General features: G+C 37.4%; 16 protein-coding genes, 2 tRNA genes and 1 pseudogene. 10 read left to right on the top strand and 9 right to left on the bottom strand.

What is annotated here, in order from left to right:
* The first annotated feature begins 1 nt into the window (after position 1).
* The 4 genes from BK584_RS05525 to BK584_RS05510 all read left to right on the top strand — a co-directional run bounded on the left by BK584_RS05525 (position 2) and on the right by BK584_RS05510 (position 2587).
* On the top strand, positions 2-1270 hold the full coding sequence (locus BK584_RS05525; RefSeq protein WP_078391669.1) for a dihydrolipoamide acetyltransferase family protein: 1269 nt from the start codon (positions 2-4) through the stop codon (positions 1268-1270).
* A gap of 78 nt (positions 1271-1348) precedes the next feature.
* A complete protein-coding gene (locus BK584_RS05520) occupies positions 1349-1828 on the top strand; it encodes a BrxA/BrxB family bacilliredoxin (protein ID WP_078391668.1) in 480 nt (159 codons plus the stop codon).
* 245 nt (positions 1829-2073) lie between these two features.
* On the top strand, positions 2074-2439 hold the full coding sequence (locus BK584_RS05515; RefSeq protein ID WP_078391667.1) for a hypothetical protein: 366 nt from the start codon (positions 2074-2076) through the stop codon (positions 2437-2439).
* Between the two features lie 75 nt (positions 2440-2514).
* A tRNA-Arg gene (locus BK584_RS05510) sits at positions 2515-2587 on the top strand.
* 157 nt (positions 2588-2744) lie between these two features.
* On the opposite strand, the gene BK584_RS05505 is transcribed toward BK584_RS05510, so the two are convergent.
* Positions 2745-3521: a Cof-type HAD-IIB family hydrolase gene (locus BK584_RS05505; RefSeq protein ID WP_078391666.1), complete on the bottom strand. Its 777-nt coding sequence runs from the start codon at positions 3519-3521 to the stop codon at positions 2745-2747.
* A 202-nt stretch (positions 3522-3723) separates the two neighbouring features.
* Between BK584_RS05505 and BK584_RS05500 the strand changes: the two genes are divergently transcribed.
* From BK584_RS05500 to copZ, 3 genes are all read left to right on the top strand, one after another.
* Positions 3724-3921 (top strand): hypothetical protein, encoded by a 198-nt coding sequence (locus tag BK584_RS05500; protein WP_078391665.1) that lies wholly within the window; start codon positions 3724-3726, stop codon positions 3919-3921.
* A gap of 59 nt (positions 3922-3980) precedes the next feature.
* Positions 3981-4286, top strand: coding sequence for a metal-sensing transcriptional repressor (locus tag BK584_RS05495; protein WP_078391664.1), 306 nt, complete (start codon positions 3981-3983; stop codon positions 4284-4286).
* A 116-nt stretch (positions 4287-4402) separates the two neighbouring features.
* Entirely contained in the window at positions 4403-4609 is a 207-nt protein-coding gene (gene copZ / locus BK584_RS05490) for a copper chaperone CopZ (RefSeq protein ID WP_078391663.1), read from the top strand.
* 79 nt (positions 4610-4688) lie between these two features.
* Here the strand turns inward: copZ and BK584_RS05485 are convergent, their stop codons facing one another.
* A complete protein-coding gene (locus BK584_RS05485) occupies positions 4689-5228 on the bottom strand; it encodes a GNAT family N-acetyltransferase (protein WP_169871079.1) in 540 nt (179 codons plus the stop codon).
* A 152-nt stretch (positions 5229-5380) separates the two neighbouring features.
* Here BK584_RS05485 and BK584_RS05480 point away from each other — a divergent pair.
* A tRNA-Val gene (locus BK584_RS05480) sits at positions 5381-5453 on the top strand.
* A 704-nt stretch (positions 5454-6157) separates the two neighbouring features.
* Here the strand turns inward: BK584_RS05480 and BK584_RS24485 are convergent.
* Positions 6158-6295: a hypothetical protein gene (locus BK584_RS24485; RefSeq protein WP_169871077.1), complete on the bottom strand. Its 138-nt coding sequence runs from the start codon at positions 6293-6295 to the stop codon at positions 6158-6160.
* A gap of 390 nt (positions 6296-6685) precedes the next feature.
* On the opposite strand from BK584_RS24485, the gene BK584_RS25310 reads away from it, so the two are divergent.
* Positions 6686-6820 carry a hypothetical protein gene (locus BK584_RS25310; RefSeq protein ID WP_281255788.1) on the top strand — a complete coding sequence of 45 codons (135 nt, stop codon included), beginning with the start codon at positions 6686-6688 and terminating at the stop codon, positions 6818-6820.
* On the opposite strand, the gene BK584_RS05475 is transcribed toward BK584_RS25310, so the two are convergent.
* Positions 6776-6922: a sporulation histidine kinase inhibitor Sda gene (locus BK584_RS05475; protein ID WP_078391661.1), complete on the bottom strand. Its 147-nt coding sequence runs from the start codon at positions 6920-6922 to the stop codon at positions 6776-6778. The two genes, BK584_RS25310 and BK584_RS05475, sit on opposite strands and share 45 nt — an antisense overlap.
* A gap of 565 nt (positions 6923-7487) precedes the next feature.
* A pseudogene (locus BK584_RS25535) lies at positions 7488-7691 on the bottom strand (oxidoreductase); the annotation flags it as partial.
* Between the two features lie 213 nt (positions 7692-7904).
* On the opposite strand from BK584_RS25535, the gene BK584_RS05465 reads away from it, so the two are divergent.
* Positions 7905-8549 (top strand): SDR family oxidoreductase, encoded by a 645-nt coding sequence (locus BK584_RS05465; RefSeq protein ID WP_078391659.1) that lies wholly within the window; start codon positions 7905-7907, stop codon positions 8547-8549.
* Between the two features lie 43 nt (positions 8550-8592).
* Here BK584_RS05465 and ytvI read toward each other — a convergent pair whose 3' ends face one another.
* From ytvI to BK584_RS25530, 4 genes are all read right to left on the bottom strand, one after another.
* Positions 8593-9681: a sporulation integral membrane protein YtvI gene (gene ytvI, locus BK584_RS05460; protein WP_078391658.1), complete on the bottom strand. Its 1089-nt coding sequence runs from the start codon at positions 9679-9681 to the stop codon at positions 8593-8595.
* 287 nt (positions 9682-9968) lie between these two features.
* Positions 9969-10538: a copper resistance CopC family protein gene (locus BK584_RS05455; protein WP_078391657.1), complete on the bottom strand. Its 570-nt coding sequence runs from the start codon at positions 10536-10538 to the stop codon at positions 9969-9971.
* Positions 10539-10702: 164 nt separating this feature from the next.
* Positions 10703-11158 (bottom strand): MATE family efflux transporter, encoded by a 456-nt coding sequence (locus BK584_RS05450; protein WP_139365614.1) that lies wholly within the window; start codon positions 11156-11158, stop codon positions 10703-10705.
* Positions 11158-11376 (bottom strand): MATE family efflux transporter, encoded by a 219-nt coding sequence (locus BK584_RS25530; RefSeq protein ID WP_078391655.1) that lies wholly within the window; start codon positions 11374-11376, stop codon positions 11158-11160. Before BK584_RS25530 ends, BK584_RS05450 begins: the two co-directional genes overlap by 1 nt.
* Positions 11377-11405: the final 29 nt, after the last annotated feature.

Here is an 11405-nt window from a genome sequence, read left to right as displayed (position 1 = left end):
GATGGCGACTAAAATGACAATGCCACAACTTGGTGAAAGTGTGACAGAGGGAACGATTAGTAAATGGTTGGTTGGGCCAGGCGATAAAGTAAACAAGTATGACCCAATTGCAGAAGTACTTACCGATAAAGTTAGTGCTGAAATTCCTTCCTCTTTTACTGGTACAATAACAGAATTACTTGTAGCTGAAGACGACACTGTTTCTGTAGGGACTGATATTTGTGCAATTGAAGAAGTGGGTGCTGCACCCTTAGCGAATGAACCTGTACAAGAAGAAGAGTCAGTTGAACAAAAAGTTCCTCATTCTACTGATAACGATACTTCACAAAAAACAAGATATTCTCCAGCGGTTATGCGTTTAGCGCAAGAGAATAACATTGATCTCAATTCAATATCAGGCAGTGGTCGTGGCGGTCGCATTACACGTAAGGACGTGGAAGCGTATCTCTCTTTGGGGGCTTCACAAGAAATACCTAGACCAGAAAAAGAAGAAAATAAGGAACAAGAGGTCGTTGACTCTGTTTCTAGTAAACGTTCGAACACTGAGACAACATTAAAAGGCGATAAAGAAATAGCTGTAAGTGGTGTGCGGAAGGCCATAGCAGCGAATATGGTGAAAAGTAAGTCGGAAATGCCCCATGCTTGGACAATGGTAGAAGTTGATGTAACAAATTTAGTGAATTTACGTGAAAAGAAAAAAGCGGAATTCAAGGAGCAAGAAGGTTACAATTTGACTTATCTACCTTTCTTTATGAAAGCTTGTGTAGAAGCGTTGAAGGAATTCCCTCAAATGAATTCCCAGTGGGCTGACGATAAGATCATACGTAAAAAGGAAATAAACGTTTCAATGGCTGCCGCGACAGATGACGCTTTATTTGTCCCTGTTATTCACAATGCTGACGAGCTGACAATTAAAGGGTTAGCAAAGAAAACAAATGAACTTGCAGGGAAAGTTCGTTCTGGCAAACTGAGTGGAGAAGATATGAAAAATGGAACGTTTACAATTAACAATACGGGTTCATTTGGATCGATATTATCTCAGCCAATTATAAATGCTCCGCAAGCAGCAATTCTATCAATAGAGTCAATCGTTAAACGGCCAGTAATTATGGAAACAGAAGCAGGAGATGTGATAGCGGTACGCCATATGGTTAATCTGTGCTTATCTCTTGATCATCGGGTGCTTGATGGACTTATTTGTGGTCGTTTCCTCGCTTCGATAAAAAAACGGTTAGAACATATGACGGAAGAAAATACGATGATTTATTAAAAGAAGAGCTTAGCTCTTCTTATTTTTTCCTTGAAAATAAAGATCGTGATAAAATTAATCGCATTGCTTGTTAAATAAATGCAATCGGCTTACAATAAGAAAAGAATAAAAAGGAGGGCGAAGAGTTTGCAACAGTTTAATTTTTTTATGAATGATGTCGTCCAAGAGGCGCGTAATGATATGATTCAAGCTGGCTATACTCAACTTGAAACAGCGGAAGATGTTGAAAAAGTGTTTTCTGAAGAAGGTACAACACTTGTAATGATTAATTCTGTCTGTGGATGTGCAGGAGGAATTGCCCGTCCAGCAGCTGCTTATATGAAGAACTATGAAACGACGCCAGATCGTTTTGTGACGGTATTTGCCGGTCAAGATAAAGAGGCAACTGCACGTGCACGAGAGCAGTTTACTGGATACGGTCCATCTTCACCATCATTTGCTTTACTTAAAGATGGAAAGATCCAAACGATGGTAGAGCGCCACGAAATTGAAGGTCATGAACCGATTCAAGTGGTGCAAAAGCTAGAACAAGCATTTGATATGTATTGTAAAAAGTGAGATCAAAAACACCTGGACGTTTTCGTTTAGGTGTTTTTGATTTGAATACTAATGTCATTTTCGTCATACATAGTCGTTACGATGATGCATGAATGGTTGTTTAGCGCTATTTATGTTTCTGACGCCATTAAACAAAATCATCAAAAAATGGGAAAATGAGCGCTAAATTTGTCACCTTCATTAGACAGACAATGGTAAGCATCCGTGGCTTATGCTATAATAATTAGGGGAAAAGGGGTGTCTTTATGCAAAAACAATATGATAAAATTCAACACTTCCTAAATATGGAAGAAGAAATCACATTCAAAGAATTTCAAGATTTTTATAAAGAAGTTGTCAATGAATTAAGTACAATCCATCAAGGGATGGATGAAGAAACATTATGGAAAGCGTTGTTTGTTGTTGAGAATATTATTTCCAATGCAGATGGACGTGTAAAAGAGACAAAGGGCACGGAAGCGAAGAAATATAGCAAAATGTCCCAGCGGTTGCAGCTTTATGCAAAGAATTTTGGTGTTCGTCTAGGAGAAGCAGGATACACAGAAGAGGATATTAATGAGCGTTTTCAAAAAATGTTTGCTGAAGGTGAGCAGACAACAAAATCCTCTTAATGCGAAAAGAGGGAGATCCATATTGACAACTCCCTCTTAATCAAGTATATTTATACATGTCGTTAAAACGAATGGGCGCCTATGGTGAAATGGGATATCACACGAGATTCCGGTTCTCGCGTTGTGGGTTCGAATCCTGCTAGGCGCGTCTTAATGCTGTTATACATAACAAAAGCCTCTTTAAATAAAAGAGGCTTTTCTTTATGCGGAAAATATATTAATACAAAACCTTTTAGGAAAAAGCAGTGTTTCATTCTTTATGAACCTACTAAAAATCGGCATAAGTGAAAACTTATGCCGGTTTTTTATGAAAGGAGCCCAACTAATGATAAGCCGTGCTTAATCCCATCTTCGTTCACATCTTTTGTAATATAGCGAGCTTGTGCTTGGACTTGAGCAGGTGCATTTCCCATTGCGACACCGTGTTCAACATAAGAGAGCATTTCTAAATCATTTAATTGATCCCCAAAAGCGTAAACATGCTTTAAATTAATCTTCGCATGGGCAATGAATTTAGAAATACCATATGCTTTAGAACCTTCTCTTGGAAGAACATCAACTGATAAGGGATGCCAGCGTACAAATTTAAATTCAGGAAAACGTTCAACATATTGTTGTTGCTCGTCTGGCTTACAAAATAAGAGTGCTTGATGTAAATTCTTTTGTTCATGAAAATCTGGATTGTATTCGGGTAAATCAATCATTAATGATTGAATGCTTTCTCGAACATCAGGGTGATCTTTCCCGTTTGTCGTATAGGACTCTTCGGCCATAAAAACGAGCGGATGGTTTAATGAAGACGCATAACGTTCAAACTTATTAAACGTTGTTTCGTCTAACGTATTTTGGTAAATGAGTTCACCTTTATAAACAACGTATTGTCCATTAAAACAAACATACGAATCAATCTGAAGTTCTTGGAGTAAGTCTTTAAAAAAATAAGGGGCACGGCCAGTCGCAATGGCAACATCATGACCTTTTTCTTGCAATAAACGAATTGATTCTTTCGTAGAAGCAGGCAATTGTTTTTCATCATTTAAAAGTGTTCCGTCAATGTCAAAAAAGATCAATGCTTTTTCCATCTTTTCCACTCCCCAACAATCTAAATTATCTCTATAATAAGTGGTTAATCTAAAAAGGTTGCATTTTTTGGTGCAACACCAAAACCATACCGTACTCTTATATGGCTGTCAATCGCTAAAGGTTGATTAGAAGAAGGCAGATATGGGTATTAACTAAACATAAGACTTAACTAAACATAAGACTTAACAAAGGGGAGATTCGATGCCTGCATTTAATATGATTGTCAGCTTTACTGATGGTACGACAGAAGAATGGGTTTTTGACGAGGATCCAAATGTACAAATTGGTGAGTGGTTAAAACAGGATTCAACTTGGGTTAATGTTCAAGGCGTTCATGTCAATTTAGGAAATGTTAAACGGATCGAAACAAAAGAAATTGATGGTCATACAGATAAGTAGTTTTTTTACAACCACCCCACACGCGTGTATACTTATAGAAAAAGCACGAGGTGAACAAGGTGAACCATCAAGAGACAAAAGAAGAGCGGACTACTCATCGTCATGTATCAGATAAAACTCAAATTCAAAATCGGCTAAAACGAATTGAAGGTCAAGTTCGGGGTATTCATAAAATGATTGAAGAAGATCGATACTGCGTTGATGTGCTCGTCCAACTTTCAGCCATACAAGCTGCTTTGAAGAAAGTAAGCATGCACATGTTGGAGGACCACTCAAAACACTGCTTGTCAGATGCGATTAAAAATGGAGACGGAGAAGAAGCGATTTCAGAGTTAATGGATATCATTGGCCGATTTTCGAAATAATGTTAAAATCCTCTATCGCATGAAGTAGGGGATTTTTTCTAATGGACTCATCTGTATATACCTAAAGGGGGTATGTGTGTTATTCTATAAAGACAAAATGCAAGGGAGTGAGTAAATTGGAAAATGCAACGATTGAAGTAAAAGGAATGTCTTGTGGCCATTGTGTGGCTTCGATTGAAAAAGCTCTTTCAGCACTTGAAGGAGTGGGTGAGGTTCATGTATCGCTTGAAAAAAATGAGGTAAACATATCTTATGACCAAACCAAGCTAGAGTTCGATGCAATTAAGGAAGAAATTGAAGATCAAGGGTATGATGCAAAATAGAATCCGTTCTATTGCCATGATAACGCTAGGAATTAACGGTGAATGATAAAAAAAACGCCGAGCGCTCTCGGCGTTTTTTTTATTCAATTTCTTCGCGTAACAATGAAAAAATCAACTGATCTACAAAACGATCCCCTTTTAGTTGAACGTCGCGTAGTCTACCTTCTCGCATAAAACCAAGCTTATGAAGTGCATGAATGGATCGGTCATTTTCTGGTTCGATACGAGCTTCAACTCTATGTAAATCATATCGTTTAAAACCGTCTGCTAGTATAGAACGTAGTGCCTCAGAAGCAAACCCTTTGCCCCAAAAATGTTTCCCAAGTTCATAGCTTATTTTCGCGCTACGGTGTTCTGTTTGAAAGGTTTCAAACCCACATGAACCAATGATTTCATTTGTGTCTTTTAGGATAATGACGTAACGTGATGCCTTTCCTTCAGAGACTTGTGTGTGTAAAAACCGAATAACTTCTCGCGCTTGATCTAGTGTTTCCAGCGTATCAATTTTCATGTATCGTGTCACACGTATATCTGACCAAATTGGAAATAATGCTTCTGCATCTTCTTCTAAAAGTTCACGAAGGATTAGTCTTGGGGTATTAAAACTCTCACTGTCCAACAGCATTCACCCTCCCTCAGTATCGTTTCCTGTATTTTAGCATGAACGGGCGATTCTTTGTACATCTTTCGTAAGTAATTTCACGGGTTGACTTCTATAAAAAGATAAGATATATTAATAGATGTCCCAATATATAATTACATATTTCCCATGATCCGTTAGCTCAGCTGGGAGAGCGCCACCTTGACAGGGTGGAGGTCACTGGTTCGAGCCCAGTACGGGTCATCACTGAAAACCCTTGATATATAAGGGTTTTTTATTTTTGTTCTTTGAACCAATGACTCTGTTATCAAGAATTAGTGCCATTTGGTTCCGAAAAGAACTTGTCCCCAAATGCATCGGCTTTCTTTTGAGTTATGTTCTTTTCGTAAATGTCGCGCGATTCCTCATAATCACTATAGTGTCCGTTCACTTAATAATGTTAATCCCGCAAGTATATGAACATCTACTCTAATAGAACGTATTGCAGGCAGTGTCTTTGTTGACGCCTGAATACCTCTTCCTTGTTGAACTAAAGTACCTCTTACATAAATGTTTCTGCTTCTATTTTTCTAACGTAAGGCCAACAGAGGTAGCGAATCGGCTACCTTTTTTCGGAAAAAGAACCTAAATCATGAAAATTAGTTTATTCATAAAGATGTCGGGTATACAAGCTATAATTTGTTTAAAGGAGGGAATAGAATGGCTAAAAGAGGAGATGAAAGAACAGAAGAACAAAATAAGGAAGACAAGGTAAGTATGTGAGGGACAATAAATCAGAAAAACAGAAGTCAAATGACAATAAGTAATGTTATTAGCACTCTCCTTAATTACGGACATAATTCAATGAAACAGAAAATAAGCAAAAAGATCTATAACTGTCCGGAGGTTTTATGTCAAACGGAAGTGGTTTGACTAATAAAGGGCGGCACCTGCCACCCTTAGAATTATTACGCCTTATCAAACATATCTTTCACATTAGTAAGTACTATTTCAGCATCAACTAAAATAGATTCAATCGCTGTTTCAAACTCTTCACGTCCAGGATCATCTTCTTTTAATCGGCCAAAAACAAATGGGTTTTTCATTTTTTACACCTCCTACTTAAAGAATACTGTGTGACGTTAAGTAACTGTCAACCAACTGATGTGGCTCTTGCCGCGTTGGGAGTAAAGAAAATCAATTAGATGAAGTAGGAGACTGTCGCTATGCTTTTAATAATCAGGAACAAGCCTTGTACAAATCATTACAGAAAACGCTTGGTGTATTTATCAAAGGAAGGAAACGGAGCAAGCGAGAGCTCTTTTTTGTACCAATAACAGTACTTTAGATCTAAAATGAAAGAATTATCTGCAAAATACATAATAAAACACTTGTAATGTCACTTGTAAATATTTAAAATAGAAAAAAGATATGTTGGTGTCTTTTTATATTGGGAAATATGTAACAAGATTTCATCAAATTTAATTGGAGGGATTATGGACAAATCAGATTCTTTACTACTTATGTCGCTCATATCTGAATTTGAAGAGAAATTAGGAAGGGAATTATATGAAAATGAAAAAGCGTTACTTCGATCCATCGTTATCGAAACGAATGTTCCTTCGAAGTAATTCTGATTTTATTAGTTCTATAAAATCCTGATTCAGTCCGTGTTTTACAGCCTTTTCATAAGCTTCAATTAATAATGTATCATTAATGTAATTTAGTGACACTTGTTACCCTCCAATGTATTTTCGTTTATTGATAAATTATTCGCATTATTATATATAATACATATACAAATTGGGAAAATCAAATTAAAACCCTGTTACAATTAACGGGGTTATTTTTTATTTTTGAAAACAAATAGATAATGAAGACGGCCTCACGAGTGTGATCCCCGCGCTTGTCCTAATGTAATATATTAATTTTTAATAACACCTCTATATTCTTAAGATATTATTATTGCTTTGGGACATCAATCGATAATTTAAGAGAAACTACCTGTTAACAGGGCACAATATAGGTTTGTTAGAAGCCCACGGCGGACGGCGACGAGATTAGGATTATTAGTACGTATTGTTGCGTCTGCAAGGACGGGGTCTACTAATTGTCCCACAGAGGTGACTGGGGTATATTAAGCGCATTTTTGATTTTAAGGTAAGAGGGACTTGGTAGCCTCCAAAAGTACCTAAAAAACGATGTGGGGCGGGTTGTCCTTCGCCACCAGAACTAACGTCGAATACATCAACGCCAACTAGATGACGGATTTTTGAGACGTTAATTGCGTCATAAATCTCATAACCGCCATCTACATATCGGTTCCGAGATTCTCATGATGAGTGGCATTTGTTGTGGAATAACGCTTTTCACAGCTTCAATTATTTCTGTGGCAAACAATGTCCGATTTTGCCCGTATCGGTGAATACGTTTCTTTGAAAATGGAGATAGGAATTGCTGAATTAAATAGCCATGGGCACCGTGAAGCTCGATGGTATCAAATCCAACTTCTACTTCTCAGAGTGATGTTTCTTTAGATTAGATAGCGGCATCCTCTGCTTTACGACCAGCAAGGGCAAAATACCTTTGTTACTAACACAAATTTTTTGCTTCACCTTTTTCTTAGCGGAGGTATTTAATTAGCTACTTGTTTTTTTTAGGTGTAGGAAGGGTATAGTTATTTAGTAGACAAACATTCCAGGAAGGATGAAAAAAATGAATGTACTTGTAATAGGGGCAAATGGACAAATTGGAAAACATCTAATCCAAAAAATTGAGCAACATACATCACATAAAGCTCGAGCAATGGTTCGAAGAAGGGAACAGAAAGAAACATTTGAAGAATTAGGTGTGGAAAGTGTAATTGGCGATTTGGAAGGCTCTATAGATGATTTGGTTGAAGTAGTTCAAGGTTGTGACGCCGTTGTTTTTACGGCCGGATCTGGTGGACATACTGGAGCAGATAAAACAGTTATGATTGATTTAGATGGAGCAATCAAATCAATGGAAGCAGCAAAGAAAGCAAATGTGAAACGCTTTGTCATCGTAAGTGCTATTGGTGTGCACAGAAGAGAAAATTGGATGGAGAGCGCTCCCTATTATAGCGCAGCTAAACACTATGCAGATGGGTGGTTAGTGGACAGCGGACTTGATTATACAATCATTCGCCCAGGTGGGTTAACGAATGATGAAGGTACTAGAAAGGTAAAAGTTGCAGAGGATTTGGATAGAGGGAAGATACCTCGAGAAGACGTAGCAAATGTCATTTTAGCAGTCCTTGAGGATGATACAACAGTTGGAAAATCGTTTGACCTAACGAGTGGTGAACACGCTGTTGAAGAAGCAATACGTTTAATTTAATGAGCGAAAAGAGTGGCGGTATTTACCGCCGCTCTTTTAAACCTTATGAATGATCTTTTGTCAGTGGGCTTTCCTGAACAGTTAACCTAAAAAGTCCAGCTTCTTTTGCGGATCGAATGGCAATGTAAACAAATGGCCCAAGGATTAGTCCCATCACTCCAAAAAAGACAAAGCCAAAATACATTGATAAAACAGTTGGTAACGCATTTAACCCAATTGAATCACCAAGTACTTTAGGTTCAATAATTCTTCGAATAATTAGTAAGACGAGCGCTAATATCATTAACTGTACACCCATTGCTGTATTGCCAAGGATAATTACAACCAGTCCCCATGGAACTAGAATTAACGCAGGTCCGACATAAAGTGGGATGATATCTACAACCCATATGAGAATGGACATAATTAATGCGGGTCCTGGGGCAATAAACAAGAGACTTACATAGCATGCAATGAATACACCGATACTAAGTATAAATTGCGCTTTCCAATAACCTAAGAATACTTTTCCCATTCTGCGGAAGACAAACTGTAATTTTTGTGATGTTTCGTCTTTGAATAAGTTGAATCCATTTGATAATAGGCGAGGTAAATCCAAACTAAATAAAAAGAGTGTAATAATGTAGATAAGCGCAACAAATAACAAATTAGGAATGGATTGCAACCAAGAAGCAAGCGTAGTAATAACAGTTGCTGTAAAGCCTAATGTTGCATCTACTGCAGTTGTTGATAGACGCTCTAGCTCTGCAATGATCGCTGAACCTTGTGGAATTGTTTCAAGCGTTTCCTGGAAATTCCGGATCACTTCATCTGCGAACTGTTGAATTTCGAATGCATACTGGGGAACCTGAAGTGTCCAGCCATATACAGATTCTACTAGATAGCGGATTGATATGTATAAGAGAAGCCCGCTTACTAATAAAAAAGAAAGAAAAACGATGGTGACAGGCAGTAACCGTCGTTCGCTTTTCATTTTGCGTTTCAAAAACTTCACGAACGGCTCAAAAATCATTGCCGTCAGCAAAGCCAATAAAACAGGCATGAATGCCGAAAGGTTAAAATAAATAAATAATCCCACTGCAACTACTAAAAGCAGCACAATGATCTTTTTAACAATTGATTTGTTTAACAATAGACAACCTCCTTGTTACACAATACATAACGTGATTAAATGAAGCTTTGCTTCGTTAGGGGGCTATCTCTTTTAATTCACAGGAAGGTCTTGTGCCAAATAAAAAATAATCCTTATTAATCATTATAGCTCAAACGGGGTAAACTCAAAACGAAAAACTCCGGATTTTTTATTTTTTCTTAAATCGCTCAGTTAATCGTTTCATTGTATACGGAAGTTTTAATAAAAACAAAAAAGAGGAGTTCATTTTGGTATCATGAGCTCCTCTTCCTCTTCATATAAAAAATTTATTGTTTTTTGTTACGTGAAATAGCGAAAATGATCAAGCCGATAATAAATAAAGCGCCAAGGATCACAGAAATCCATAAAACTGTTGAGCCAGATTCGGTTTCCTCAGTCTCTGATACTGTTTCAGATTGAGTGGTCTCATCATTACTTTCTTCTGCATTATTAGCTGCATCTTCTTCAGCGGTGAGTTCATCTTCTGGTGTTGCATCTTCTGGTGCCTCTACTGTAAATGAAAAGCTACCATCGATAGCGTGCGTGTCAGCCCCAATATTCTCCCAATCAACTCTGTACGTTCCATTTACAAGTGGTTCGTCTAACTGAGCTGTAATTGAAGTGTCTTCAATATCTACATTATCAACTTCAACTTCCTCGTCTGTTTCTTCATTCCAGACAGTTAAGTCTCCGGTTGCGATGCTGCCATCAAACGTCACACTAATTTCTGTTACAACATCACTGACTTCTTCCTCATCCCCAGGAGTAGATGATTGATAATGAGAATGTGCAGATGCAATCTGCGGAAACATGATAGCTAGTGTTAAAACAAATAATAAACTAAGTTGTTTTTTCATTTTTTATTCCCTCCAACTAATTGATCATAATAAGAATACCAAATAAATGTGAGCTCTTAATGAAATCGACTATCGTTCGAAAAATGGTCACGATTGTCATTCTCGCCAAAAGGATAAGTCTTCAAACGTTTAACCCTTATTCAATAAAGAATCGTACTTTCTCGTTATTTTATGGAGACGCCATGCACACCAATTTCATAAGCAACAAAAATTGTTAATGCAAGAGAGATACTTAAAGGTACCATAAATAAAAGGGAAGAGAAATTAATTGCTGCTTGATGAGCAGCTATAATAACCGTTGAGAACATCGTACCCATAAATAATGTGACGATGGAGAAGATGCTCGCTTCAAAGAAAATGGAGAGTCCAATCGGAACACCAATTGCAAGTTGACTTTTCCAAGTCGGTAATAACGGTTTTGGCCAAGATCGAAATAGGCCGTATGGACGGATTTTCTTTATTTTGAAGGTGAAATAAATACTAACAAAAAAAATAATCCAATAAGTAATTGCAGTCGTATAACCAGCACCGACACCGCCAAGTTGTGGAAAACCGAAGTTGCCGAAAATAAAGACATAATTCAGGAACAGATTAAAAGGAATAGCAACTACAATGATCATCATAGGGATTCGAGTAAAACCGTGTGCGTCAAAAAAGTAACGAAGTACTGTCGATGCAAAAAAGGAATTAAACCTAAAGACAGGTCAATTAAGTAGTGTTTTGCGATGGCATGGACATTTTCTTGTAAGTTCATAAATGTAAGGATATGGTCAACTACAAAAAAAACCATAATTAAAACAATGAGAGCCAATGCCACTGATAAGTAAAGAGTCTGCATTGCAAAATGAGCGATGTCTTCCTTGTTTT

Origin of the sequence: Shouchella patagoniensis, from assembly GCF_002019705.1 — a bacterium.
In the GTDB taxonomy this organism is placed as follows: domain Bacteria; phylum Bacillota; class Bacilli; order Bacillales; family Bacillaceae_D; genus Shouchella; species Shouchella patagoniensis.
Note: the sequence above shows the minus strand (reverse complement) of the source record. Positions and strands in the feature narration are given on the sequence as shown.